The following is a 26920-nucleotide window of genomic DNA, read 5'->3' as shown; positions in this document are numbered from 1 at the left end:
GTTCGGCTGTGCCTACGCACTCCCGCGAGTCAGAAATACACCGCCAGGGGACCTCGGGGTCCGTCGATGACGTCGACGGGGGTGTCGAAGACGCGTGAGAGCACCTCGCCGGTCATGATCTCCTCGGGCGCTCCGAATTCGATGACGGCGCCGTCTTTGACCGCGCAGATGTGGTCGGCGTAGTGACCGGCGAAGTTGATGTCATGGAGGACGATGACGATGGTCCTCCCCATCTCGGCGGCGGCCCGGCGCAGGTGCTGCATCATCTGCACCGATCGCTTCATGTCGAGGTTGTTCAGCGGCTCGTCGAGCAGCACGTAGTCGGTGTCCTGCGCCAACACCATCGCCACGTAGGCGCGCTGCCGCTGCCCACCGGAGAGCTCGTCGATGAACCGGTTCTCCAGCTCACCGAGCTCGAGAAAGTCGATCGCCTGCGAGATGATCTCCTCATCGGCGGTCGTCAGTCGACCTTTCGAATGGGGGAACCGTCCGAAGCCGACGAGCTGCCGGATCGTCAGCCGAGTGATGAAGTGGTTCTCCTGACGCAGGATGGACACGATCTTCGCGAGGTCCTTCGACTTCGTCGAGCTGATGTCATAGCCGGCTACCGAGATCGTACCGGAGTCCATCCCGAGCAGCCGCCCGATCATCGTCAGCAGCGTCGACTTCCCAGCGCCGTTCGGTCCGACCAGGGCGGTGACTCCCCCGGCAGGGATCTGCAGATCGACGGGTCCGATCGAAACTTCGTCGTCGTAGGATTTGCGGACCGATTCGAGCGTGATCACAGTTGCCCCTTTCTCAGGATGACGAGCAGGAAGGCGCCGCCGCCGACGATCTCGATGATGATCGACACGACCCCCTCGGCGTAGAAGATGTTCTTCATGACGAAGTACGCCCCACCCAGGACGACGAAACCGAGGAGGGCCGCCATCGGGAAGAGACGCTTGTGGTCATAGGTGTCGGCGAACTGGTAGGCGAGCATCGCGACGAGGAAGCCGAGGAAGACCATCGGTCCGATCATCGATACGGACACCGCCATGAGGATGGAGACGAAGAAGAGGACTTTGAGCAGCTCGCCCTTATATTTGAGCCCGAGGTTGCTCGTCATGTCCCGGCCCAGCGCCATCACATTCAGGCGTGAGGAACAGAGGTAGAGCCCGAGGCAGGCCAACACGCACAGCGGGATCGACACCGGCAGGTAGCTCGAATCCGAATTCGAGATCGACCCGAACAGTCGGGCGGAGAGGACGTCGAACTCGCTCGGCGTCAGCGTCCGCTGCATGAATGTCGCCACCGATCCGAGTCCGCCGCCGATGACCACGCCGATGAGCAGCATGAGCGCCACCGAGGAATGCCGTCCGGACAGCAGCCATCCGTAGAGCGCCAGGGACAGTCCGACCATAAGCACCAACTGGACGACGAAGGGCACGAGCCCCTTGAGTTCGACGATCGCCGTGACGCCGAAGAAGTACATCGCCGAGGTCTGGATCGCCACGTAGAGGGATTCGAATCCCATGATCGAGGGGGTGATGATCCGGTTGTTCGTGACCGTCTGGAAGGCGACCGTGCCGAACGACTGGCACAGCGCCACCATGGCGATGACGACGAGGTTCGTCAGCCGCAGCTCCGCGATCAGCCAGAACCCCGGGTCCGTGATCGGCATCGGATTGTCCCAGGCCAGGATGCCCAGAGCGATCCCCGCCGAGGCGACCGCGAGAACGATGATCATCGTCCAGTACCGACGCGCCGACTTCGCCGTGGGAAGAGGTCCCGACGACCTGCGGACGGTGGCAGACCCGCGCCGAGGCGGCCGACCGTCCCATACGCCTGCACGGGAGCGATCTCCGCTGGCTTCGTTCGCGGAGCTCAGACGATCCCCACCGGGAACGTCGGTGACCGCGGTCGGGTCGACCGCCTCGGTGCCGGTGATGGCCGGGGATTCGTCCTTCGCACGCACCGGAACTCACCCGACCTTTCGCTGACGCAGGAGCAGGGCGACGAACACGGCTGCCCCCACGACACCGAGGATGAGGGAGACCGGCACTTCGAAGGGCATGACGATGATCCTGCCGATGAGGTCGCAGATGGTGACGATCGCGATGCCGAGCAGACACACCCAGGGCAGGTTCGAGCGCAGGTCGTCGCCGCGGATGAGGGAGACGATGTTCGGCACGATGAGGCCGAGGAACGGCAGGTTGCCGACGACGACGGTGACCACTCCGGTCGCAATCGCCACGAACACGGTGCCCAGCAGCAGGATCTGGTTGTAGTTGAGGCCGACGTTGGTGGCGATCTCCTTGCCGAGCCCTGCCACGGTGAAGCGGTCGGCGAGGATGAAGATGGCGACGACGACGGCCGCGACGATCCACAGGGTCTCATACTGGCCGCGCAGGATCGATGTGAAGCTGCCGGCGAACCAGATGCCCAGGGACTGCAGCATGTCCGTCTGCACGGCGATGAATGTCGAGACGGCGCCGACGACGGCGCCGAGCATGATGCCGACGATGGGCACGATGAGCGAGGATTTCAGAGAGACGCGGCGCAGGAAGACGAAGAAGACGAGGGTGCCGATGAAGGCGGCGATGATCGCGCCGACCATCCGCGCGACGATCGAGGCGTCGGGGTAGACGATGACGGTGAGCATGAGGCCGAGCCCCGCCCATTCGGTGGTGCCGGTCGTCGTCGGCTCGACGAAGCGGTTCTGAGTCAGCAGCTGCATGACCAGTCCGCACATCGCCATGGCGGCGCCGGCCAGGACAAGGGCGACCGTGCGGGGGATCCGCGTGATCTGGAACATCTCGGCCCCGCCGTCACCGCCGAAGATGTCATAGACGCCGGTGAGCAGCGACAGCGCCAGAAGGATGGCGACCCCGACGATTCCCAGCAGCAGGGGCCATCCGAAAAGAGGTGCCTTCGCCGAGGCGGTCCCCCGTGAGGACGGTTCCGCCGTCCCGTTGGGGGACGAATCGACCGTTCCCTGTGGGGACTCAGCCGTCCGTTCGCGTCGGGCTTCACTCCGACGTCGGGCCGCCTCGGCGAGGGTCATCACTTCTGCGCTTCGAGCGTGTCGGCGAAGTCGTTGAAGAACTCGGTGTACGTCTGGATGCCTTCGTTGAGGTAGGTGTCCTCGGGGAAGTAGACGATCTTGTCGTCCTTGATCGCAGGAACGTCCTTGAGCGCTTCGGACTCTTCGAGGACTTCGGCGGCCGGGGCCGAACCTTCGTCGCGTTCTTCAGGCGCGAAGGAGGCGTCGCGGTCGAGGACGATCATGAGGTCGGGGTTCGACTTCGCGATGGCTTCGACCGAGACGTCGTCGCCCTGGTGGTCTTCGCTGCCCTCTTCGACCTCGAGGGCCGGGTCGAGGTCGAGGATGTCGAAGACCGGTCCGACTGTGCGGCCGACCGTTGGTGCGGCATAGCCGATGTCGCCGGCCGAGGTGATCAGCCCCATGGCCTTGTCGCTGTCGTCGTAGGCGTTCTGCGCGCGTTCGATGGAGGCGTCGAAATCGTCGACGAGCTTCTTCGCTTCGTCCTGCTTCCCGAAGACGTCGCCGAGGACCTCGGTCTGACGGCGCAGTTCGGCATCGAAGTCCTCACCATCGCGGGGATCGAGTTCGAGCACAGTCGCGTCGGGAGCGAGCTTGGCCAGGTCGTCATGGAACTGGGCGAATCGCTGACCATTGACGATGAGATCGGGCCCCGCCTCGACGACCTTCTCGAGGTCGGGTTCGCGGTGGCTGCCGAGGTCGAGGATCGAATCATCCTGCGTGTAGTCGAGGTCGTCGCTCATCAGGGAGACGGCGCCGCCGCTGAGTTCGATGCCCCAGTCGCTGAGCGTCTGGAACGTGCGGTTATCGGTGGCGACAACGGACTTCGGCGGGGAGGCGACGGTCTGCTTGCCGTTGTTGTCCTCGACCTCGATCGTGGATCCGGAGTCTTCGGCCTGAGCCGAGTCGGAGTCCGCCGATCCGCAGCCGGCCAGAGTGAGAGCGACAACGCCTGCCAGGGCGCTCAGTTGAAGGCGAGTCGAAACCATGGGGTCCCACTTTCAGGAATGAACGTATAAGAGAAGCGTGTGCGCACACTGAAAGTAAGCTTAGCCTATGCTTTGAAAATAAAGTCAAAGAAATATTACGTTATCTGCATCACATTTGAAGCGAGGTCGGGTTGGCCTGTGGTGGACGCCCGTGTGGTGGACCCCCGGATCAGATGGCGGCGATGAGGCGGTCGACCTCTTCCTGAGTATCGGCGGCGGCTGTCGGTCCGCCGGATCCTCCGCGGCTGACACCCAGTCCGGCCTCTTCGACGATGACTGCCCCACCGGCGTAGTCGTAGATGCCCAGTCCGCGTTCGGCGTAGCCGTTGACCCGCCCTTCGGCGACCATGCACAGGTCCAGTGCCGCCGATCCGCAGCGGCGGATGTCGTCGTAGCCGGTCATGAGGTCTTCGAGCTTGGCCAGCTGGGCGCCGCGGTTCCTCAGTGCATAGGCGAATCCGGTGGCCAGGAGCCTGCCTGACAGCCCGGGCGGCGTCCCGCGCAGTCGTCGCGCCGGAATGGCGGAGCCGGCTTCGCGGTGGTCAGCCAAGCGCCCGTCGATCCGAAAGGCGCCCCGACCGGCGGCCGCCAGCCAGGTGGCATCCAATCCCGGCGAGGCGACGAGTCCGATCTGCCAGTCGCCGAGACCGAGGCCGGCGTCAGCCCCATCTGCGACTGCGCAGACTCCGACAGAGAACGCATGGTGTTCGATGTTGCGGACATAGTTGACGGTGCCGTCGATCGGGTCGACATGCCATTCCAGACGCGGGCCGTCGTCAGCGGCCTCGTTGAGTGCACCGGCCTCCGGATCGAAGGCGTTGAGCTTGAACAGGAAGTCCGCCGGGAAGAACTCGACCGGGTCGAGGGCTTCCGAACCCTCTTCGCCGACCATGAGATCATGAGGCCTGACTCGGTTGAGGTAGCCGCGCACAAGCGCCTCGATCTGCGCGTCGGCGCGAGTGACGAGGTCATTCGGCGACGTCTTCGTGTCGACGACACTGGCGTCGAGGCTCGCGCCGAGCAGCGGCCTCCAGGCGAGCATCTGCTCCCACGCGATGAGTGAGAGGTCGGAGGCGATGCGGATCAGAGAGTGGTCGGCGATCTCAGCGGGCAGCGATTCGAGCTCGGAGTTCATACGGCCACTCTAGACAACCCTCTCCGCATCTCGCCCGAGTGTCCGCAGCCGGACGGGAACCACTCAGATCCGCGACGCGTGTAACAAGACTGCAATACACCGGCGAATATGTACTTCTTGTATCTAAGCCGCCCACGGGGGTCGGGAACTCCGATTGCAGGGCTTTTCCGCCGAACTGGAATCGCACCTGAGGTTGTCGGCAGGGAACTTCAGCATCTGATATTTCACAAACAGTCGAAGAGTCGAATCGTGATGCGATTTCCGAACGCAGGGCAGAATCTTTCTGAAGGCTTTCTCAGCCCATCAGCCCAGTTGTCTCCGTTCGAGGAATTCCTGCTTCCGGTGCCGCGAAGATTCGGTCACGGAATCGTCAGAAGACGTCCATGAATCGCACAAGGGCGGTGATCCATATCGAGTATGGTTCACCGCCCTGGTATCTGCGAGGGAAGTGCGAGCACAGAAGGGACCGGTAGATGTCGTTCTGCCCCTGTGTCCTCTGGGGTCAGGCTGGGTCTGCGACTCCGGCCTTCGGCTCGCTGCGCTTGACCGGTCCGTGCCTGCGCACGATCTCCTGAACGGCCTGCGAGGAGGTGCCGGCCGCCTCGGCGATGGCACCGAAGGTCGCGCCTTCTTCGCGGGCGCGCAGAATCGCCATCACATAGTCGGTGTTGATTTTCGAACGCTGCCGTGCGACCTTTCGGACGACGCCGACTAATGCAGTCTGATCAACTGTCAATTCACGAGCTCGACGAGACATGGTTTCTTCCCTTGCATTCATGTAGTGGCCCGTTGCCACGAATTGGTGTAGTCCCATTAGATACCACGAATATGTCAAGACGCCAAGAATTCCCGGATATAGGAACTCAGGCTACTGAGTAGCACCGTTCTGAGCACGTATGATAACGAAAGCATAACTTTCCCCGGGTCTGGACGATGGCTCTCGCTCGCCACCCCCGCTATGGAAGGTATCGATGTTCCGGCAACCCAAGTGGCACAATGCGGACATGACGACTATGGCCCATCCCACCGGAGCGAATCGGGCGACCGTCGACGAAGACGAGTCCCGGACAGCGCTTCCCACCGCACTCGCCGAACAGTTCCGCACCGCGGGCATCCGCGATTTCAGCATCGACGACACCGATCGTGCCGCGTACTCCTCCGACGCTTCGCTCTTCCGACTCGTCCCTGCCGCCATCGTCTTCCCTCACGACGATGACGAGGTGGCGCGGGTCCTCTCCGTTGCCCGCCGCCTCGGTGTGCCGATCACCAGCCGTGGCGCCGGCACATCGATCGCCGGCAATGCCATCGGCCGCGGCATCGTCCTCGACTTCTCGCTCCATATGAATGCAGTCCTCGATCTCGATCCGGAGGAGCAGTCGGCCTGGGTGCAGTCCGGCTGCGTCCATGCCCACCTGCAGAAGCAGGCCAAACCACACGGTCTGCGCTTCGGCCCGGACCCGTCCACCCACACCCGCTGCACGATCGGCGGGATGATCGGCAACAATGCCTGTGGGCCACGAGCTCTCGGCTACGGCCGCACGGGCGACAACATCCTGGCGCTGAAGATCATGCTCATCGACGGCACCGTCGTCACCCTCGATGACTCGGACGCCTCGACGACGTTCCCGCGGCTGCATGAACTCGTGGCACAGAACCTCGGCACCATCCGCACGAACTTCGGCACATTCTCCCGCCAGGTCTCCGGGTACGGGCTCGAATCCCTCCTCCCGGAGAACGGCTTCGACGTCCGCCGGGCATTCGCCGGCACCGAAGGCACCTGGGGCGTCATCCTTGCGGCGAAGATGCGCCTGGTCAAGGATCCGAGCTTCACCTCAGCCGTCGTTCTCGGCTATGCGGACATGGTCGCTGCCGCCCACGATGCGCCGCTGCTGAAGGACTTCCCCGTCGCCGCCTGCGAGGGCCTCGATTCGCGCATGCTCGACCGGGTCATCGACACCAAGGGCGCCGAGGCGGTCCCTGCCCTGCCGGAGGGCGCGGGCTGGCTCGTCGTCGAACTCACCGGTGAGGACGAGTCCGAGCTCAAGACCGAGACTCAGCGCCTCATCTCCGAGTCGAAGTCACTCGACTCCGCGGTCCTGAACGCCCGGGCGGCCGCCGAGGTGTGGGCCATTCGCGCCGATGGCGCCGGACTGGTCTCACGCACCCCCGATGGACGCGATGCCCACGCGGGATGGGAGGATTCGGCGGTTCCGGTGGACCACCTCGGCGACTATCTGCACGACCTCATGGAGCTGCTCGAGGAGCACGGGCTGTGGGCCATTCCCTATGGGCACTTCGGTGATGGCTGCCTGCACATGCGCGTGGACTTCCCGCTCGAGGATCCGAACGGCGAGCAGGTGATGCGCGATTTCATGGTCGCGGCCACGAAGCTCGTCGCCCGCTACGGCGGGTCGGTCTCCGGGGAGCATGGGGACGGTCGGGCCCGCTCCGAACTGCTGCGGCTCATGTACACTCCGGCGGCACTCGACCTGTTTGCCCAGGTCAAGCGTCTCTTCGATCCTCAGTATCTGCTCAATCCGGGGGTCATCGTCGACCCGGACGCCCTCGACGAATCGATTCGCCTGACTCAGCTGCCGCTGCGTCAGGAGCTGCCCGGCACTCTGGCGATGGCCTATGAAGGCGAATCCGCCGGTTTCGCCTCGGCGGTGCACCGGTGCACCGGGGTCGGCAAGTGCCGCGCGGATTCGGCGGCCGGCGGCGGCATCATGTGCCCGTCGTATCAGGCCACCCGGGATGAGCGACATTCGACGCGGGGTCGGGCGCGCGTGCTGCAGGAGATGGTATCCGGGGATCTGCTCGAGCCGCGCTGGGACTCCCCCGAAGTGCACGAAGCCCTCGACCTGTGCCTGTCGTGCAAAGCCTGCGGGACCGAGTGCCCGACCGGCACGGACATGGCCACGTACAAGGCGGAGGTCCTGCACCAAACGTATAAGGGCAAGCTGCGGCCGATGAAGCACTATTCGCTCGGGTTCCTTCCGCAGCTCGCCCGCCTGGTCACTCCGCTCGCGCCGGTCGTCAACCGGGTCTCGGGGCTGCCGGGGCTGACGACCCTGGCGAAGAAGATGGCCGGCATCGACGTCCGTCGCTCGATACCGCAGTTCGCGTCCACGACGTTCAGAAAGTGGTGGACCACCACCGCCGCCGAGGCGGCACCGCGGTCACGTGCGAATGCCGAAGTCGTGCTGTTCGCCGATTCCTGGTCGAATCATTTCGCTCCGCGCATCCTCGCCGCGGCGGTCGCCGTACTCGAGCAGGCCGGTGTGCGTGTGCGGGTGATCGATCAGACCGTATGCTGCGGGCTGCCGCTCATCTCCACCGGTCAGCTCGATGCTGCGAAGGCGAATCTCTCGGAGACGATCACGGCTCTCGACGCCACCGGGGATGTGCCGATCATCGGGGTCGAGCCGTCGTGCTTGGCGACACTCAAGGACGATTCGCTCAAACTCGTCGCCGATGAAGCCTCCCACCGGGTGGCCGACCGGGTGCAGACCCTCGCCCAGTATCTGCTGAGCATCGGGGCCGAACTGCCGGACCTGTCCGGGGTCGAAGCGCTCGTGCAGCCGCATTGTCACCAGTCGGCGATCTTCGGCAACGCGGCAGACAAGGAGCTGCTGGCCAGGGCCGGAGCGAATACGGAGTTCCTCGGCGGGTGCTGCGGTCTGGCCGGAAACTTCGGCGTCGAAGACGGCCATTTCGAGACCTCAGTGGCCGTCGCCGAGGTGGCCCTGCTGCCGGCTCTGCGCAAGCGGGGACGGGCCGCCGGCGCGGAGCCTCGGACCGGCTCCGGAACAGATACGACGCCGAAGCGCGCGACTGAGTCCGGTACAGCTGCGTCGCCGAAGCGCGCGACGAGTTCCGATGAGGACGACCGGTTGCAGGTCGTTCTTGCCGACGGGTATTCGTGCCGCACGCAGATCACGGATCTCAGCGACGCCGAGGGCGTGTCGTTGGCCGAGCTCCTCGCCTGGGGATGGGGGCTCCAACCGCGGCGATGATGCCGAGGTCAGGGCCGCCTCGGCGAGGTTTCAGGCCTTGGCGGTCAGCACCGGGACCTCGGCTTCGAGGAGGATGCGCTGCGCCTGCGAGCCGAGGATGAACTTCCCGATCGCTGAGCGTTTGCGCAGGCCGATGACGATGAGCTGGGCTTCGTACTCCTCGGCGAGGTCGTTGAGTGTGCCGGGCAGATCGTCTTCGTGATCGGGTTGGAGCACCTCGACGTCGACGTCCGATTCCTTGCCGAGGTCGACGATCCGCTTGATCTCGTCTTCCCCGATCTCGGTCGGAGCTCCACTGGCACCTCGTCGCTGTGAGTTGATCACGACGGCAGCGCTCGACCGCAGTTTGGCCTCTGCGAATCCCGCGCGCAGAGCAGCCTCACCCTCGGGAGCGGGTAGGTAGCCAATGAGAATCGTCATGGCCCCCAGTATATGGACTCATCCATGATTCGTTCACTTCGGGATCACGCTGCGGTCAGCACCCCGCAACCCCCATTGCCCCAATTACTACCTGACGGCGGCCCAGCAACCTCGCGCGAGGTTGCTGGGCCGCCGTCAGGTAGTAATTGATGCTTCGACGACCGCCTGCGCTCTCTCTGCGTGGTCGCGCAGGGCGTCGATGAGCTCGGGTGGGTGGAGCACTTCGATCTCGGCGGGGATGGACGCAAGGGTGGCCGCGACCCACCTGAGGTCCCAGAATCCGCAGGTGATGCGCACACCATCGGCCGCCTCGGTGATGGTGGCACTGCGGGTGGGGAACCATTCCTTCGCTTCCCGCGCCGGGGCGGCCGTGCGCAGAACGACGGTGTGCGGATACGCGGTGGTGGTCACTGCTGCGGACACAGCCGCCTCGGCGTCGGGGTGCTCACGTGGGGTGATGCTGAATGTCGTCGCGTGAACCCGGTTCATGCGGTCGAGGCGGAAGACCCGATGGTCGTCGCGATCGAGGTCGAAGGCGAAGAGGTACCAGTGCGCACCGAAGACGACGAGACGGATCGGTTCAACGCGACGGGGTGTCGAGGGTTGGTCGCCGGTCGGGCCGGCAGTCGCCGTACGGGTTGTGTCGACAGTCGGGTCGCCAGTCGGGCCCGTGACGGTAGGGTCCTCGACGTCAGAGCGTTGCATCTTCCGGTAGTCGAAGGTCGCGATCGTCGACGCATTGATTGCCGAGGCGAGCGTGATGACCGCGCTGATGTCGACTCCGGGTGCGTGGCCTTCGGACACAGACACAGCCGTCGAGATATCGGCGACTGTCGCGCGCATGGCCGCCGGGAGCATCGTCTGCAGCTTCGTCGTCGCCGAGTCTGCGTGTTCGGTGTCCAGGCCGGCCCCGCGCAGGAGTGCCAGACCGACCGCCGTGGCCAGCGCCTCGCCTGCCTCGAGCTGCAGCGGCGGCAGCACCGTCCGCGATTCGGCGCGATAGCCCCCGGTCAGGCCCGGTGCTGAGGAGATGATGTAGCCGAGTTCGCGCAACGCGGCGATATCTCGACGGATGGTGCGTGGGGTGACGGCGAAGCGGGCGGCGAGCTCGACGGCAGTGCAGCTCCTGCCGGACGCGAACAGACCAAGCAGACTCAAGAGCCGCGTCTCCGACTGCATTCCACCTCCGAATGAGAAACTTTCGCCGGCCTTATTGATGCGGACAGTATATGTCCGCATCACACCTGACGATAGGTTCACCGCTTCAGCCATCCGGCCGCGGCGGACATCGCAAAGGAGAGATCATGCCGTTCTTCACCCCTTCCGTCACGAGCGAAGCCGACGCCGCGTTCACCTACCTCACCCAGCAGTGCACCCAGCTCAAGCTCACGGCGCAGGGCCTGACCGATGAGCAGGCCCGCAGCACGCCGACGGCCAGTGGTTTGAGTATCGCCGGCCTCATCGTTCACGGAGCCCAGGTGGTCAATAACTGGCTCATCCAAGTCAAGGACCCGACGCGAGAGGTCGGCGAGGACGACTACCGGACGGTCAACGAGAAGTTGGGGCTGACGGCGATGTTCGACGGGTCCGCTCTCCCCGACCTCGACATCACCGAGGCGGTCGCAATCTTCGACAAGGTTATCGACGGGATCGAGGAAGCGAGGGCCGCAGTCGACGACGCAGGGACCGACCTCGGCACCGAAGTTCCGATGCCGTACAACCCGTGGATGCCCAACGATTTCACTATGACCGTGCGCTGGATCCTGTGGCACCTGGCCACCGAGATCGCCCGCCACGCAGGTCACGCGGACATCATCCGCGAGTCGATCGACGGCGCGATCGCCTACCAGCTCAACGCTCAGGCGGACGGCGAGCCGCGGCCGCCCGAGGGCATGGACTGGAGCTGAGTCCCCACAGGATCCCTCCCAGAACTACCTGACGGCGGCCCAGCAACCTCGCGCCAGGTTGCTGGGCCGCCGTCAGGTAGCAGTTGTTAGGCGACGAAGGCTTCGGTGGGCTTGGACACCCGGTCGACCAGGTGGTCGGTGTAGGCCGGCATGGTGAGGAACTCGGCGAACTCCTCGCCCAGTGCCGTCTCGCGGAAGATCTCCACGGCCTCGTCGAAGTGATCATCGGCGGTGCGCTGCATCAGAGCCAGCTCCTCGCCGAGGTAGCGCTCCACCAGACGCGAGGTCAGCTGCTGACCGTTGTCCAGAGTCACCTCGTGGCGGATCCACTGCCAGATCTGCGAGCGGCAGATCTCGGCCGTCGACACGTCTTCGAGCTGGTTCTCCAGAGCCACGTGCCCGTTGCCGCCGAGCCATTCGTTCATGTACCCGATGGCCACACGGATGTTCACGCGCACACCGTCTTCGGTCACGACCGGCTCGAGGCCGGTGATGTCGAGGATGTTCTCACTGGTCACCTGCACATCGGGGCGCTTGTTCTCCAGCTGGTGCGGCTGCGAACCCAGAGCGGCGTCGAACACGGCCAGCGCTGCCGGAACCAGTGCCGGGTCGGCCACCCAGGTGCCGTCGAAGCCCTGCCAGGCCTCGCGGGCCTTGTCCTCACGCATGCGCTCGAACTCGGCGGCCACGAACTCCTGATCCGGGTGATCGGCCATGAGGTTGGACATCGTGCCGATCGCGTGTGCTCCGCGACGGTGGCAGGTGGCCACGAGCCGGTCGGTGAAGGCCTTCATCAGCGGCAGGTCCATCGTCAGACGTTCGCGGTCGGGCAGAACGTAGTCGGTGGTGTTGCGCAGGTTCTTCACCACGGAGAACAGGTAGTCCCAACCGGCGGCCTCGAGGCCTGCGCAGTGCTCGCGCAGCTCGAAGAGGATCTCTTCCATCTGGAACACCGCGGTGATCGTCTCGATGTGAGCGGTGGCCCGGATGGTGCCGTGCGGGATGCCCAGCATGTTCTGTGCCAGGACGAACACCTTGTTCCACAGGCGTGCTTCCTGCGAGGACTCGAGCTTCGGCAGGTAGAAGTATGGTCCGGAGCCGTTGTCGATGAGGTAGCGGGCGTTGTGGAAGAAGTACAGACCGAAGTCGACCAGCGCTCCGGAGGTCGAGAATTCCTGGCCGTTGTCATCGACGTAGATCAGGTGCTTCTCGGGCAGGTGCCATCCGCGGGGGCGCAGTCCGATGGTCGGCTGGTTGTCGTTGTTGACGCCGGGCAGCTGTCCGCGGATGGCGCGGAAGAGGTTGACCTGTCCGCCGATGACGTTGGCCCAGGTGGGGCTCGTAGCGTCTTCGAGATCGGCCAGCCACACCTTCGCCTGCGAGTTCAGCGCCGCCACGACCTCATCTTCGGTGACCGGGCCGGTGAGCTCCACGCGGCGGTCTTCGAGGCCGGGGGCGCCGGCGGATCCGGCAACCGACCAGGAACGGTCGGCGCGGATGCGTGCGGTCTCGGGCTTGAAACGGGGGAGGGTTCCGCCGTTCATCTCGGCCGCGCGGGCCCGGCGCGTGCGCAGCACGTCGCAGATGGTGCCGGCGAACTCGTCGTGCAGCTTGGCGATGAACGTCAGAGCAGGCTCCGAAAGGACGGTGCCGAAGCCGGTTTCGAGCGGCGCGTTGATCTTGATGTAAGACATGGGCTTCTCCTCACCCGTCGTAGTGTGTGCCTGGAATGTGTGGCTGGTTCTGTGGGGGATCCTCGCCGAGGCGGCTGCCCCGTGATCGTGAGCGTTCCCGTGGGACCGTGGCGGGGTTTCGATGCGTCTGTGGTGTGACGGAGCGGATCGACAATGTAAACCCCGTGAAAACACTGCCGATCCGCCCCGGGTTCTGGGTGGGTTCATCCCCGCTGGTCAGCGAGGTGTGAACCCCGTGCGGCTCAGTGGAACTGAGCGGTTTCGGTGGAGTCGGCCAGTGCGGTGGTCGAGGACTCCGGGTTGACCGCGGTCGAAACCAGGTCGAAGTATCCGGTGCCGACCTCGCGCTGGTGGCGGGTCGCGGTGTATCCGCGGTCTTCGGCTGCGAACTCGCGTTCCTGCAGGTCGACGTATGCCTTCATCTGTTCGCGGGCGTAGCCGTGAGCCAGATCGAACATCGAGTAGTTGAGCGCGTGGAAGCCGGCCAGGGTGATGAACTGGAACTTGTAGCCCATGGCTCCGAGCTCGCGCTGGAACTTCGCGATGGTCGCATCGTCGAGGTGCTTGCGCCAGTTGAACGACGGCGAGCAGTTGTAGGACAGCATCTGATCCGGGTACTCGGCGTGGATCGCCTCGGCGAACTTCTTCGCAGCTTCGAGGTCGGGAGTCGAGGTCTCCATCCACAGCAGATCCGCGTAGGGAGCGTAGGACAGGCCGCGGGCGATGCCGGCCTCGAGGCCGTTCGTGATCTTGTAGAAGCCTTCGGCGGTGCGCTCACCGGTGACGAACTGCTGGTCGCGCTCGTCGATGTCCGAGGTCATCAGCGTGGCTGCCTCGGCGTCGGTGCGGGCGATGACCAGGCTGGGCACGTTCTCGACGTCGGCCGCGAGGCGAGCGGCGTTGAGGGTGCGGATGTGCTGCGAGGTCGGAACGAGGACCTTGCCGCCGAGGTGGCCGCACTTCTTCTCGGAGCCGAGCTGATCCTCGAAGTGCACACCGGCTGCGCCGGCGGCGATCATCGAGCGCATGAGCTCGTAGACGTTGATCGTGCCGCCGAAGCCTGCTTCCGCGTCAGCGACGATCGGAGCGAACCAGTCATCGACCTGCTTGTTGCCCTCCGAGGTCTCGATCTGGTCGGCGCGCATCAGAGCGTTGTTGATGCGGCGGACGACCTGCGGCACCGAGTTGGCCGGGTAGATCGACTGGTCGGGGTAGGTCTGGCCGGCGGCGTTCGCGTCGGCGGCGACCTGCCAACCGGAGAGGTAGATGGCGTTGAGGCCGGCCTTGACCTGCTCGACTGCCTGGTTGCCGGTCAGCGCACCGAGGGCGTTGACGTAGTCACCGGAGTGGATGTCGCCGGCGGTGATCTGGTTCCAGAGGCGCTCGGCTCCGTGACGGGCCAGCGTGTGCTCCTCGATCAGCGAACCGCGCAGTTTGACGACATCCTCGGGCTCGTAGTCGCGAGCGATTCCCGACCAACGGGCGTTGGTGGCCCAGTCGCGGCGGATGGCTTCAGCATCGTGCAAGCTGTTCTGCGTGGTGTTCTCAGTCATTGTCCTTCTCTTTCTCGATCTCTCGGGGTTGTTGATGTATCCAGTCTGCGGGGGGCGCAAGGGCTCTCGCATTGTTTTTTCGGATGAATAATCTCGATATTTCCGGTTTCAGAAATTTCGCGGATCTGTCATACTGTTTTTCAATCGTGTGAACCAGCCCACAGAAACCGAGGGAGGCACTTTGACCAGCGTTGGCGCGGAAGTTGAGAGCGAAGAGCAGCAGACCGACCCGCTCAGCATCGGCAGAAGAATCCGATTTTTTCGCAAGAAGCGCGGTTTGACCCTCAACGAGCTGGGGCACGAAGTGGGGCGTGCGGCGTCCCAGATCTCGACGATCGAGAACGGCAAGCGAGAAACTTCTGTCACGCTCTTGGCCGCGATTGCGAAGGCGCTGAAGACGGATGTCTCCGAGCTCATCGACCCCGCTCCGATCGACGAGCGCCAGGCGCTCGAGCTCGAAGCCGAACGCAATCAGGCCTCCCCTATGTACTCCTCCCTCGGCCTGCCGCAGGTGCGGATCAAGTCGCTGCCGGCCGATGCCCTCGAGGCGATCGTGGGTCTTCAGCGGCAGCTCGGCGAGGCTCTGGAGCGACGGGCCGCTACCCCGGAGGAGGCACGGCGGGCCAACCGGGAGCTGCGGGATCGGATGAGGGAGAAGAACAACTACTTCGCCGACCTCGAGGCCACTGCTGCCGAGCTGCTCGACCTCGTCGGCTACGAATCCGGAACGGTGTCACAGCGGCAGACAGCGCTCATCGCCGAGAAGCTCGGCTTCAGTCTCCATTACGTCTCCGACCTGCCCGAATCGACCCGGTCGATCTCGGATACCGCGAACAAGCGGCTGTATCTGCCCAACGCCGACGCTGCCTTCGATCCGCGGTCTCACCTGCTCATGAGCCTGGCTCCGCATGTGCTCGGCTATGACTCCCCGAAGGACTTCCACGAATTCCTCCAGCAGCGCGTCGAGGCCAACTATCTGGCTGCCGCGATCCTGTTGCCCGAATCCGCGGCCGTGCCGATGCTCGAAGAGGAGAAGAAGAAGCGGGTGCTCTCCGTCGAGCATCTGCGCGATATGTTCGGCGTCGGCTACGAGATGGCCGCCCACCGGTTCACGAACCTCGCCACCGAGCACCTCGGACTGCCCGTGCACTTCATGAAGGTCCACAATTCCGGCACGATCCACAAGGCGTACTCGAACGACGGGCTGCCGTTCCCCACCGATCCGCTCGGCGCGATCGAGGGACAGTTCGCGTGCAAACGCTTCACATCGCGCACCGTCTTCCGCGTCGCCGACCGCTTCAGCCCCTACTACCAGTACACCGATACCCCTCACGGATCCTTCTGGTGCACCGCCCGTGTGCTGCCGGGCGGTGACTTCGCCATCAGCGTCGGCGTTCCGTTCTCCCATGTCCGCTGGTTCGAAGGTCGCGAATCGCCGATCCGCTCGCAGTCCGGATGCCCGGATCCGTCCTGCTGCCGCCAGGCCCCGGATGACCTGGCCGAGAAATGGGAGGACCAGGCGCTGCCGTCGGCCCGCATGCACGCCTCCCTGCTCGCCGCAGTTCCGCCCGGAGCGGTGCCCGGAGTCGACGACACCGAGGTCTACGAGTTCCTCGAACGCCATTCCGACTGATCGACGGTGCAGAAAACCCTCGCCGAGGCGGCTCCCCCACGCCGGGTGCGCCCTGACCGACATTGACTGGCGTTCGGGTCATTCCGCCAGGACTTCGGCGAGTCGGACGAGCATGAGTTCGCGCCACCACAGATATTCGTGTCCGCCCACGAACGGCCGAGGTGCGACGTCGATGCCGCGAGCGGCGAACTCTTCGGTCGCCTCGGCGACAGAATCCGCAATGACCGTCTCCAGAATCCCGTGGTCGACGCAGAACGTCGGACGGGCGGCGGTCGCCGTCCGGGTCTCCGACATCCGAGACTCCGGTTCCGCTGCGAGTCCGTCCGGCTCACTGTCGGTGCTGCTCGGCGTGAGATCCCAGATCCTGCGCCTCTGGTCGTCGGATTCCCAGAAGGACGGAGAGAGGCAGATTCCGCGGAACGCCTCAGGGTGACGCAGGGAGAAGAACGCCGCGGCCAGTCCGCCGTATGAGGCGCCCGCGATGATCGTGCGGGCCGAGGCCTCCGGTGCCGTCTGACGAACGAGCGCGAGGACGTCGTCGCAGAACCGCGGATTCATCACGAGATCATCGGCGCGCTGGCCGACGGCCGCGTCCTCGTCGGGACCGTCGTCGCCGACGGGGGCATGGTCGACGGCGATGACGACGGACGGCGGAGACACCAGCTCGTCGATCGCGGCGAGCAGTCCCCCGCGGATGAACCTCTCCCCGTCGAAGACGACGAGCACCGGCGCCGAGGCGGGACCTCGCTGAGGTCGGTGGGTCCAGATCCGCCTCGGCGCGGAACCGAGGGTGACGACCTGCTCGTCGGCGTCGGCCCGACCAACGCCCGCCCCGCTGCGGAGGTCGGTCGCCGGACGGTCTCCACCGGTCCAGATCAGGGGCCTGGCGTCGGGTGCGGCGAGTTCGAGGATCTGTTTCCTGCGCATGTCCGTGACCGTGAGCAGATCGTGATCACCGGCGGGTACGAATCCCCGTTCGAGGACAGAGAGCCAGGTCGGACGGTCGGCGACCTGGAGGCCACGCGGCACGGGCAGGAAGCGAAGCGCCCCGCGATATCCCCGCGGAACCGTCAGCTCGATCGAATACCTCGTCGCGCCGGCACCGTCGACACGGTCGCCGCCTTCGTCCCGGGCAGGGAGCCGGGTCATGAGCCCGCCGGGCACATTCCGCCGGTCGGTGACTCCGTTGAGATCGACGAAGATCTCCTGCGCGTCTCCGGGGACCGCCTCGGCGGGGATGGCTGAGGCCGGAAGCCCCACCTGCAACGTCCAGCTCTCGTCCGGGCCGTTGTCTGTCCACGTGCACAGCGCTGGGAACGGTCGATCAGCGCTCAAAAGCGGTGTCCCTTTCACAGGTTGGCGGGGCGATCTCAGCGGGCCGCGTTCTCGAAGGCCCGATCGACGATCGTTTCGGCAATCGCCAGCGCCGAGGTGGCCGCCCACTTCGGCACGGACCTGACCACGGTCAGCCTGCCGCGCCTGGTCATGGTGAGTTCGTCGATGAGTTCGCCTTCGGCCGTCATCGCCTGAGCCCGGACTCCGCGGGCCCCGGGCGCCACGGCGTTCGGGTCGAGCTCCGGGACGAAGCGGCGGATTCCGTCGACGAAGGCGGTTTTGCTCACCCGGGGTTTGACTCCGCGGGCCGCTGTCTTCGCAGTCTGCGCGGCGAACTTCCAAAACCCCTTGGAGCGGGCGGTCGAGGTGATGTCGGCGAGGTCGAACCCGTGCCGATCGTAGGCTTCACGGCCAAGGGCGACGAAGGTGTTCGGTCCGAGGACGAGCCCGTCGTCGAGTCCCCGGACGATCGAGGTTTCGGTGAACGGGGCCGGCGGGTCGGGAACGGACCCGATGATGCCGCGGACCACCTCGGTGTCGGTGGCCGAGCTTCGGTAGAAGTCGCTGGTGAAGGGCACGATCCTCGGTTCGGCGTCGAGTCCCGCGGCGACCGCGAGGCGATCGGCCTGGAGACCGGCGCAGACGATGACGATGTCGAAGGTGCCGAGCACTTCCTCGGCTGGCGCTTCGCTGCGCGACCTGCCGCTGGGAGCGTCTCCGGCGCGCGATCCTGCGCCACCGGTGCGTGAGCCAGAGTCTCCTGGGCGCGAGCCGTCGCGGTTCGCCCACGCATCGGAGACCTTCTGCGTCCACTCGCCGAGCGTCGATTCGGCCTGTTTGAACCAGTCCTGCTGACCGAAGCGATCGCGCAGCTCATCTGCAATGCCGATGACGGGTTCGCGGCCCTCCTCACCGCGATATGTCCGCGGACGGTCTCTGACCTGATCGTCGCGACGGTCGCGGTCGTGGACCTGGTCGTCGCGGCGGTCGCGGTCGTCGGCGCCTTCGCTCGAGCCGGCCTGATCGCCGGCCTGGTCCGTACCACGGTCATCCTCGCCTGTCTCCCCGGCTGCGGCCCCATCCCCCGCCGGCGAGTCGTCTGCCGGAACCGGGCGCCCGCGCAGTCGGACTTCGTTGCTCATGGTGTCGAATCCGGTGACCTCGGAGCCGAAGCGGAATGTCCCTCCAGCCGCCCGCACATCGGAGGCGAGCGCTGCGGTGAGCGCCGAGAAATCGGTGATGGCCGCATGGGGTGAGAAGAGCCCGAGCACTCCCCTGACAGCTGGCTCGACGGCTCCGATCTCGTGACGCTCGAGCAGTCTGACGCCGGGGACCTCATTGTCTTCGGCACGGGCGAAGATCTCTTCGAGTCGTTCGGCTTCGTCGGTGTTCTGGGCGATGAGCAGCTGCCCGCATTCCCGGTAGGGCACGCCTGCCTCGGCCATGTAGGGGATGAGCAGTTGGAGGCCGCGCCGGGTGAGCTTCGCCTCCGCTGAACCGGGCTCCTGGTCGAGTCCGGAGTCGACGATTCCGGAGGTGTGGCCGCTCTGATGTGCAGCGACGTTCTCGGCTTTGTCGAAGACGGTGATCTCGGCGTCGGGGAACCTCGTGGTGACTTCGCGGGCGGCGGCGACGCCGAGGATACCGGCACCGACGACGGCCACTCGTGAAATACTCATACAGCAATCTTGGCACCGTTCGGGGTGAAGGAGAAGGATGACGACCGTCTTGGAGTGGACCGGCAAGGCCGCCGCCTTCGCCCTCGGTCGCCGCCTCGTGGACGGTGCCGAAGCCGAGCCCCGCCGCGGCGGAGTCGGACGGGAGCCCAGCCCCAGCCTCGGGGACGGTAACTCCGGACGGGAGGGCCGCCTCGGGGCGGGTAAGGGAACCCTTGAAGGAGATGGCCGCCTCGGCGATGGTCGTCCGCATCTGCGGGACGCCGACGGCACCGCTCACGTTCCCGATCCACACGAGAATCTGCTCGTCGTCGGGGACAATCTGCCCGCACTCACCGCCCTGCTGGCCACGCACCGCCGGAAGGTCAAGGTCGTCTACATCGATCCGCCGTACAACACGGGCAACGCGCACACCTACAAAGATCACGGGCACGATCACGCCAGCTGGCTGTCATTCATGACCCCGCGGCTGCTGCTCGCACGTGAGCTCATGCGTGAGGACGGGGTCCTGTTCCTCCACCTCGACGACAAGGAGAGCGCGTGGGCTCAGCTGCTCGGGCACGAGATCTTCGGTGAGGACAATTCGCTGGGCACGCTCATCCATCAGCGCGCGAAGGGCGGCGGCAATGCCCGCTCTTTCGTGCGCGGGCACGACTATGTGCACGTGTGGGCCCGCAATGCGAGCCAGGTCGGGCCGTTCCTCACGGAGAAGAAGTCGCCGGCGAAGCTCGAGATCATCGACGGCAGGCGGATGCTCGTGGAGACCGATGTGCTGCGCGCCGGCTTCGGCCGGTATGCGCGCGGGTCCGAGCGGCGGCTGATGTACGAGGACATCGTCGCCGTCAAGGGTGAGGGGAAACTCGCCGAGGTGGATGCGAAGCTGGCATCGGGCGAGTACATCCTGCGTCCCTGGGGCGCAGAGGGCAAGCATGCGGTGGTGCGAGTGACCCCGGCGGAGAAGGCGAGTTCGAAGCTGTACTCGATCATCAAGGCGCTCGGCGGGCAGAACGATCTGGAGCCGCTGGGCCTGGCGGGGGTGTTCAGCTATCCGAAGCCGGTCGAGCTGGTCAAGGCGCTCGTGGCCTCGCAGACGTTCTTCGACCCCGATGCCATCGTCCTCGACTTCTTCGCCGGGTCCGGGACCACCGCACAGGCCGTGATGGCCGCGAACGAACGGGATCAGGGGTCCCGGTCATTCGTGCTGGTGCAGACCCCGGAGCCGCTGCGGTCGAAGAACGCGAAGGCTGTCGTCGTCGGGGGCGGAGTGGAGCGGACCGGCGGGGCCGGAGCAAACGGTCAGGCAGCAGAAGGCGCGGGCGGCACAGGCGGTGCGGGCGCTGCCGGTGCGGGCGGCACAGACGGTGCGGGCACTGCCGGCGACGCCGATTTCCCGACGATCAGTGAGCTCACCGCCGAGCGCATCCGTCGCGCCGCCGACGCCCACTCCCCCGGACTGACGTTCACCCAGCTCGAGGTCGTCGAGACCATCGGCGGCGACGTGACAGCCGAATATCGCCCCGCCGCACCTTCCGATTGAATTGTTGGGTCGATCCACGGTGTTTTCGACCTCCAGAACACCGTGGATCGACCCAACAATCGCCTCCATGCTCCTGCACCGCTGCACGACGTCGGATCTGAGACGCTGCGGGCGAACAATCGGACTCCTCAGACAGCACTCGGGTCAAGGCCGTAGGGTCGAGGTGACTCAGCTGCCAACCCGAACAGGAGCAACCATGTCAGTCGTCGCCATCAACTCCCTCACCGTCCCCGAGCCTGCTCGCGCTGAACTCGAGAAGCGCTTCGCGCAGCGCAAGCACTCCGTCGACGGCTCCCCCGGGTTCGAAGGTTTCCAGCTGCTGCGCCCGGTGGCCGGCGGGGACCAGTACTTCGTCTACACCCAGTGGGCGACCCGCGAAGACTTCGAGAACTGGCTCGCCAACCGCTCATCCGCCCACGAGTCCAGCGGCAAGAAGCCGGTCTCCGAGCAGGCGAACCTCCTCGAGTTCGAGGTCGTCGACCTCGGCGACTGACGCCCGCAGCAGTGCCCCGAGCTTACGCGCCCAATCACGGCGCCGCCTCGGCGAGGGATCATTGTGACTTCAGGGGCCGCCTCGGCGAGGGAATAGCGATCGTCCAAGGGCGTCGACCTACGCGTCGGCGTCTTTGTCCAATTCGCTGAATGCTTCGACCTTCTTCGGGCTGCCGGCCACGAGGATCTCGTCGTCGGCATAGAGGGTGACGTCTCGATCGGCGATGTCCCAGTGGGTGCCGCCGCGGCGTTTGAACGCGACGATCGTGACGTCGTACCTCGTGCGCAGCCCCAGTGAGGCCAAGGGCACGTCGGTCGTGCGCACCGGCGGAGTGGTGCGCGCCAGGACGAAGTCCTCGTCGATGGGCAGGAAGTCCGAGATATGCCCCCTGATCAGGTGGGCCAGTCGTCGGCCCATGTCGTTCTCGGGGCTGATGACGTTGCCGATGCCCAGCTGATGGAGGATCTCGGCGTGGGTTTCGCTGATCGCCTTCGCCCAGATGTGGCGATTGCCGAGCTTGAGGATCCGCGAGGCCACGAGGATGCTCGCTTCCAAGTCGCTGCCGATGGCGATGACGACGCGGGAGACCTCGTCGATGCCCAGCTGTCGCAGCACCACCTCGTCGGTGGCATCGGCGCGGGAGGCATGGGCGAGGACGTCGGCGAACTCGGCCACAACGGACTCGTCACGGTCGACGCCGATGACCTCGACCCCATGCTCAGCGAGTTCGCGCGCCAGGGATCCGCCGAAGCGGCCGAGCCCGATCACGGCCACCGCCCCGTCCTTTGCCAGCGGCGAGGGGTCGCCGGTGAAGAACGACGCGGACCGCGCCATCCAATTCTTCTTCTCGTTCATGGTCTTGTCCTTTCTGGGCCTCATCCTCACTTGGCGTCCCATCTGAGTGCGGGGCCGCCTCGGCGAGGGTGTCGGCAGTCGTTGATTCGGCTCTCCGTGGACCGGCCATCAGCCGATCAGCGGACGCTCCTTCGGCAGTTCGTAGCGGATGGGGCGCTCGCGCAGGGCCAGGCCGGATGCCACGGTCACCGGTCCCAGCCTGCCGAGCGCCATGGTGAGGACGAGGACGATCTGGCTGGGAGCGGACAGATCCGCGGTGATTCCGGTCGACAGACCGACCGTCCCGAAGCCGGAGATGACTTCGAAGAGGACCCGGCTGAGGCCGAATCTCGGGTCGCAGAGCAGGATGACCATCGTCGCGAGCAGCACCCACCCCAGGGCGAGGACGATGACCGTCGTCGCTTGCCGGTGCACGTATCGGGAGATCCGGCGACGGAACAGGGTGACAGACCGGCCGCCGCTGACCTCCGTCCACGTCGTCGCCGCGAGCACGGCCATCGTCGTGATCTTCACGCCGCCTGCCGTGCCCGCCGGTCCGCCGCCGATGAACATGAGGACGTCCATCCCGAACCACGTCGCCGTGTGCATCTGGCTGATGTCGATCGAGTTGAACCCGGCCGTGCGTGTGATCGTCGATTGGAACGTCGCCGCCTGGATCTTCCCCCACGCATCGAGGTGGCCCATCGTCGCGGCATTGTTCCACTCGATCACGGCGATGAAGACGGTGCCGCCGATGAGCAGAACCGGAGTGAGGACGACCATGATCCGCGTGGTCAGACTCCACTTCAGCGGGGTTCGGTACCGCCGGACAAGTTCGATGAGGACGGGATAGCCGAGCCCGCCGAGGATGACCGCCAGCCCGATCGGACCGCAGATGAACGGGTCGGCCACATAGTCGACGAGGTTGTCCTGACGCAGCCCGAATCCGGCGTTGTTGAACGCGGAGATCGCGTGGAAGATCGCATCCCAGATCGCGGCCGTGACGGGTTCGTCGTAATGGAGGAAGAACCGGCAGAACAGCGCCGAGGCGACCACGAGTTCCATGCCGAAGGTCAGTGCCGTGATGCGCAGGACGAGCGGCTTGACGCCGCCGATCGCGTCGCTCTTCGTCTCCGAGGCCACGGATTGGCGGAGCCTGAGACCGGCCTTTCCCGCCAGCAGCAGGGCAAGCAGCGCCGTGAGCAGGAGCACGCCGAGTCCGCCGGCCTGGATGAGGCAGACGATGACGATCTGTCCGAAGAGAGTGAAGTCCTGACCGGTGTCGAGGACGACGAGCCCCGTGACGCTGAGCGCCGAGGTGGCTGTGAAGAGAGCTTTGAGCAAGGAGATGCCGCCGTCAGCGACTGTGGCTGCCGGAGTCATGAGCAGAGTGGTTCCCGTGACCAGTGCGGCCGAGAAGCCCGCGATGACGCGGACGATCGCTGAGCGATGTGAGCTGTGCACCAGACGAAATGTAGCACCATCGCAACGGTTCGGCGTCGCGCGCCGGCAACTCACCGGTAACGGTCAGAATCCTGCTACTCTGCCTTATCGGAACTGCCGTGATTCGGCTCATGCCCGCGGCACCGCCCAGCACCTGTTCGTCCATCCACAGAGAAGTGTCGAGGAACCTCATGAGTCAACCGCAGGCAGCAACAACAGATCGAAACCACGGCTTCGTCAAAGCCCTCGGCTCGATCGATGCCCTCTTCATCGGCTTCGGTGCCATGATCGGCTTCGGCTGGGTGGTGCTCACCGGTGAGTGGCTCTCAGGTGCCGGCACCATGGGCGCCATCCTCGCCTTCGTCGTCGGCGGCATCATTATGTGCTTCGTCGGCACCGTGTACTCCGAGCTCGTGGCCGCCATGCCGCATGCCGGAGGTGAGCACAACTACCTCATCCGGGCAATGGGCCCACAGGTGTCCCTCTTCGGTTCGTGGGCGATCACCGGCGGCTACATCAGCGTCGTTATGTTCGAAGCCGTGGCTGTGCCGAAGACCGCGCTCTACCTCTTCCCGAACCTCGAGTTTGTGAAACTGTGGACGATCGCCGACTTCGATGTGTATCTCACCTGGGCGCTCGTCGGCACGGTCACCGCGATCATCATCTCCTGGATCAACATCCGCGGTGTCAAGGTCGCGTCCCTCGTCCAGACCTTCGTCGTCTCCTTCCTCATCATCGTCGCCCTCATGCTCCTGGCCGGCGGTCTCACCGGCGGCGAGGCGGCCAATGCCGAGCCGCTGTTCACCGGAGGCGGGTCCGGTTTCATCGCCGTCGTCGCGGTGGTCCCGTTCCTCTTCGTCGGCTTCGACGTCATCCCGCAGTCAGCGGAGGAGATCAACCTGCCTCCGGCGAAGATCGGCAAGCTCGTCGTCATCTCGGTACTCATGGCGATCACCTTCTACGTCATCATCATCTGGATGACCTCGCTGGCCATGCCTGCCTCGGAACTGGCCACTCACGACCTCGTCACCGCGGACGCGCTCACGGCGATGTTCAACTCCGCCATCTGGGGCAAGCTCGTCATCGCCGGTGGTCTGGCCGGGATCATCACCTCGTGGAACGCCTTCCTCATGGGGTCGTCTCGCCTCATGTGGGCGATGGCCGTGGCCGGAATGATCCCGGCCTGGTTCGGCAAGCTGCACCCGCGCTACCGCACCCCCGTCAACTCGATAATCTTCATCGGGGCGCTCTCGGCTCTGGCACCGTTCCTGGGCTCGGCGGCACTCGGCTGGATCGTCGATGCGGGTTCGCCGGCGATCGTCATCGCCTACTTCCTCGTCAGCGTCGCTTTCCTCGTACTGCGCAAGCGCGAACCGGCGATGGACCGTCCGCTGCGCATCGGCGGCAAAGGCAGCTCCGGTTTCGCAATCGGTGTCGTCTCGGCCGTGCTCACGCTCGTCCTCTTCGTCCTCTACCTGCCGATCACCCCGGTCTCTGCGCAGTTGGCGTGGCAGTCGTGGGCGATGTTCGGACTGTGGCTTGCCATCGGCATAGTGTTCATGTTCCGGTTGCCGCGCGGCGTCAAGGCCGGCCCCAATGCCGAGAACGAACTCCTTGCGAAGGTCAAGGCGCTGCGCGGAAAGTGATCGCCTGAGCTATCCTTCACCAGCGGCAGCACCCCTCACTCTCAGCGACACATCACCCCTTTGCAACGGGGTGGTGACCCACTGAGAGCGAGGGGTGCTTCGCTATATGTAGGAGAAGCCGCGACCGGTGAGGGGTGCCAGGCATGCGAACGCGGCCGCCGGCTTTGCGCAACGGCGACCGCGCTCGGTCTTAGGGATCGGAGCCGACTCAGACGGCGGCGTCGAGGCCGCGCATCTTCAGACGCTCACGCTGGTTGGGGTTCACGCTCGGGCGGAACGGCATCTCGACCACCTCGGCGCGCACCGGGACTCCGGGAGTATCGGCGAACGGCTCCGGCAGATGCACCCAGTATTCGGTGCCGAGCTCGGTTGCCGACACCGGCACATGGGCCATCGCGATGTTCGCCTCGAGTTCCGGCGAATACCACGGCGAGGTCACGTACCCGACCGCCTCACCATCAGCGGCAGCGGAGACGAGCCAGAAGTCCGGCGCATAGTCGGTGATCGGCTTCCCGCCGACCAGCAGACCCACCAGCTGTGTGCGATACGGCGGAGTTCCGGCTTCGATGAGCCCACGCACCTCTTCGAGCCTGGCCTTGCCGATATAGTCGGCCTCCTTCTTCCGCGGCACCTGGTACGACAGGTTGACCTGGAACGGGAGCGTCTCGAAGTCCATGTCCTGACCCCAGGAGAGGATGCCCGCGGCGATCCTACGGTGGTGGCTGGGAGCGACGACCTTGAGGTTGTACGGCGCGCCGGCTTCCAGGACGGCGTTCCACATATCCTCGGCGTACTTCGTCGCATCCTTGAGATAGATCTCGTAGCCCTTCTCACCGGTGAATCCGGTCTGGGAGATGATGACGTCACGCCCGCCGACCTGGGCTTCCATGAGTCCGTAGCTGGGCAGCGTGCGCCCTTCCTCCCCGACGAGGTCGGCGATGACGTCGACGGACTTCGGGCCCTGGACCTGCACGGGGGCGACGTCGATCTCAGAGATCGTAACGTCGAATCGGCCGCCGACATTGACTCCCTGCAGCCAGAGCATGAGGTCGGTGTCGGAGAGGCTGAACCAGAATTCGTCGATGCCGACCCGCAGCAGGATCGGATCGTTGAGGATGCCGCCTGCCTCGTTGCACAGGATGACGTAGCGGGCGCGCATCACCGGGATCTTCGTCGCGTCACGGGTGATGACGAAGTTGACGAACGCCTCGGCGTCGGGGCCCTTGACCTGGATCTGCCGTTCGACGGCGACGTTCCACAGGGTCACATCGTTGACGAGGGACTGGTACTCGGCCATCATCCCGCCCTCGTCACGGGGGATGTAGCCGCGTGGGTGGTACATCCGGTTGTAGATCGACGCGCGCCAGCAACCCTGCTGCACGGACAGTTCCCAGTAAGGGGACTTGCGGACACGGGTGTCGATGAGCATCTCGACCGGGGTCGGGCCGGACTGACGTAGGTTGATCGGAACTTGCCTGTCACTTTGATCCACTGTGGGGACATTCTTGTCCATGGTGTTCCCCCTGCTCGCACAGTTTTATATTATGGAACTCAATTCCCATA

At 65.3% G+C, this 26920-nt stretch carries 21 protein-coding genes; 6 read left to right on the top strand and 15 right to left on the bottom strand.

Going from position 1 to position 26920, the window contains the following annotated elements; genetic code table 11:
* Positions 1-29 precede the first annotated feature (29 nt).
* From LJ362_RS01590 to LJ362_RS01565, 6 genes are all read right to left on the bottom strand, one after another.
* Complete coding sequence (locus tag LJ362_RS01590; RefSeq protein ID WP_264800428.1) at positions 30-785, bottom strand: ABC transporter ATP-binding protein; 756 nt, start codon at positions 783-785, stop codon at positions 30-32.
* Complete coding sequence (locus LJ362_RS01585) at positions 782-1957, bottom strand: iron chelate uptake ABC transporter family permease subunit (RefSeq protein WP_264800427.1); 1176 nt, start codon at positions 1955-1957, stop codon at positions 782-784. Before LJ362_RS01585 ends, LJ362_RS01590 begins: the two co-directional genes overlap by 4 nt.
* 6 nt (positions 1958-1963) lie before the next feature.
* Positions 1964-3046 carry an ABC transporter permease gene (locus tag LJ362_RS01580; protein WP_264800426.1) on the bottom strand — a complete coding sequence of 361 codons (1083 nt, stop codon included), beginning with the start codon at positions 3044-3046 and terminating at the stop codon, positions 1964-1966.
* Positions 3046-4035 carry a siderophore ABC transporter substrate-binding protein gene (locus LJ362_RS01575; protein ID WP_264800425.1) on the bottom strand — a complete coding sequence of 330 codons (990 nt, stop codon included), beginning with the start codon at positions 4033-4035 and terminating at the stop codon, positions 3046-3048. The genes LJ362_RS01580 and LJ362_RS01575 overlap by 1 nt, the downstream gene beginning before the upstream one ends.
* A gap of 169 nt (positions 4036-4204) precedes the next feature.
* Entirely contained in the window at positions 4205-5170 is a 966-nt protein-coding gene (locus LJ362_RS01570; protein ID WP_264800424.1) for an inositol monophosphatase family protein, read from the bottom strand.
* Positions 5171-5672: 502 nt separating this feature from the next.
* A complete protein-coding gene (locus LJ362_RS01565; RefSeq protein WP_164742748.1) occupies positions 5673-5825 on the bottom strand; it encodes a hypothetical protein in 153 nt (50 codons plus the stop codon).
* A 349-nt stretch (positions 5826-6174) separates the two neighbouring features.
* Between LJ362_RS01565 and LJ362_RS01560 the strand changes: the two genes are divergently transcribed.
* Positions 6175-9186 (top strand): FAD-binding and (Fe-S)-binding domain-containing protein, encoded by a 3012-nt coding sequence (locus tag LJ362_RS01560; RefSeq protein ID WP_264800422.1) that lies wholly within the window; start codon positions 6175-6177, stop codon positions 9184-9186.
* Positions 9187-9216: 30 nt separating this feature from the next.
* On the opposite strand, the gene LJ362_RS01555 is transcribed toward LJ362_RS01560, so the two are convergent.
* Together LJ362_RS01555 and LJ362_RS01550 are read right to left on the bottom strand one after the other, a co-directional pair.
* Positions 9217-9606, bottom strand: a complete 390-nt coding sequence (locus LJ362_RS01555) for a universal stress protein (protein WP_101546446.1) — start codon at positions 9604-9606, stop codon at positions 9217-9219.
* A 135-nt stretch (positions 9607-9741) separates the two neighbouring features.
* Positions 9742-10764: a helix-turn-helix transcriptional regulator gene (locus tag LJ362_RS01550; RefSeq protein ID WP_264800421.1), complete on the bottom strand. Its 1023-nt coding sequence runs from the start codon at positions 10762-10764 to the stop codon at positions 9742-9744.
* 146 nt (positions 10765-10910) lie between these two features.
* Between LJ362_RS01550 and LJ362_RS01545 the strand changes: the two genes are divergently transcribed.
* The gene (locus LJ362_RS01545; protein ID WP_264800420.1) at positions 10911-11513 is read left to right on the top strand and encodes a DinB family protein; all 603 of its coding nucleotides are present in this window, start codon (positions 10911-10913) and stop codon (positions 11511-11513) included.
* A gap of 86 nt (positions 11514-11599) precedes the next feature.
* Here the strand turns inward: LJ362_RS01545 and aceB are convergent, their stop codons facing one another.
* Positions 11600-13207 carry a malate synthase A gene (gene aceB / locus LJ362_RS01540; RefSeq protein WP_264800419.1) on the bottom strand — a complete coding sequence of 536 codons (1608 nt, stop codon included), beginning with the start codon at positions 13205-13207 and terminating at the stop codon, positions 11600-11602.
* Positions 13208-13449: 242 nt separating this feature from the next.
* Positions 13450-14760, bottom strand: a complete 1311-nt coding sequence (gene aceA / locus LJ362_RS01535; RefSeq protein WP_264800418.1) for an isocitrate lyase — start codon at positions 14758-14760, stop codon at positions 13450-13452.
* Between the two features lie 181 nt (positions 14761-14941).
* On the opposite strand from aceA, the gene LJ362_RS01530 reads away from it, so the two are divergent.
* Entirely contained in the window at positions 14942-16393 is a 1452-nt protein-coding gene (locus tag LJ362_RS01530) for a helix-turn-helix transcriptional regulator (RefSeq protein WP_264800417.1), read from the top strand.
* 78 nt (positions 16394-16471) lie between these two features.
* On the opposite strand, the gene LJ362_RS01525 is transcribed toward LJ362_RS01530, so the two are convergent.
* The gene (locus LJ362_RS01525) at positions 16472-17728 is read right to left on the bottom strand and encodes an alpha/beta hydrolase-fold protein (RefSeq protein ID WP_264800415.1); all 1257 of its coding nucleotides are present in this window, start codon (positions 17726-17728) and stop codon (positions 16472-16474) included.
* A 35-nt stretch (positions 17729-17763) separates the two neighbouring features.
* Positions 17764-19407, bottom strand: coding sequence for an FAD-dependent oxidoreductase (locus LJ362_RS01520; protein WP_264800414.1), 1644 nt, complete (start codon positions 19405-19407; stop codon positions 17764-17766).
* 37 nt (positions 19408-19444) lie between these two features.
* Here LJ362_RS01520 and LJ362_RS01515 point away from each other — a divergent pair, with 37 nt between their 5' ends.
* A complete protein-coding gene (locus LJ362_RS01515) occupies positions 19445-20941 on the top strand; it encodes a site-specific DNA-methyltransferase (protein ID WP_264800413.1) in 1497 nt (498 codons plus the stop codon).
* Between the two features lie 196 nt (positions 20942-21137).
* The gene (locus tag LJ362_RS01510) at positions 21138-21434 is read left to right on the top strand and encodes an antibiotic biosynthesis monooxygenase family protein (RefSeq protein ID WP_264800412.1); all 297 of its coding nucleotides are present in this window, start codon (positions 21138-21140) and stop codon (positions 21432-21434) included.
* 117 nt (positions 21435-21551) lie between these two features.
* Here the strand turns inward: LJ362_RS01510 and LJ362_RS01505 are convergent, their stop codons facing one another.
* On the bottom strand, positions 21552-22289 hold the full coding sequence (locus tag LJ362_RS01505; RefSeq protein ID WP_139469405.1) for a potassium channel family protein: 738 nt from the start codon (positions 22287-22289) through the stop codon (positions 21552-21554).
* Between the two features lie 108 nt (positions 22290-22397).
* On the bottom strand, positions 22398-23732 hold the full coding sequence (locus tag LJ362_RS01500) for a TrkH family potassium uptake protein (RefSeq protein ID WP_264800411.1): 1335 nt from the start codon (positions 23730-23732) through the stop codon (positions 22398-22400).
* A gap of 170 nt (positions 23733-23902) precedes the next feature.
* On the opposite strand from LJ362_RS01500, the gene LJ362_RS01495 reads away from it, so the two are divergent.
* Positions 23903-25357 carry an APC family permease gene (locus LJ362_RS01495; protein WP_264800410.1) on the top strand — a complete coding sequence of 485 codons (1455 nt, stop codon included), beginning with the start codon at positions 23903-23905 and terminating at the stop codon, positions 25355-25357.
* A gap of 208 nt (positions 25358-25565) precedes the next feature.
* On the opposite strand, the gene LJ362_RS01490 is transcribed toward LJ362_RS01495, so the two are convergent.
* Positions 25566-26870, bottom strand: coding sequence for a glycine cleavage T C-terminal barrel domain-containing protein (locus LJ362_RS01490; protein ID WP_264800408.1), 1305 nt, complete (start codon positions 26868-26870; stop codon positions 25566-25568).
* Positions 26871-26920: the final 50 nt, after the last annotated feature.

Source organism: Brevibacterium sp. JSBI002, from assembly GCF_026013965.1.
Classification (GTDB): domain Bacteria; phylum Actinomycetota; class Actinomycetes; order Actinomycetales; family Brevibacteriaceae; genus Brevibacterium.
This window is presented reverse-complemented; position numbering and strand designations above follow the sequence as displayed.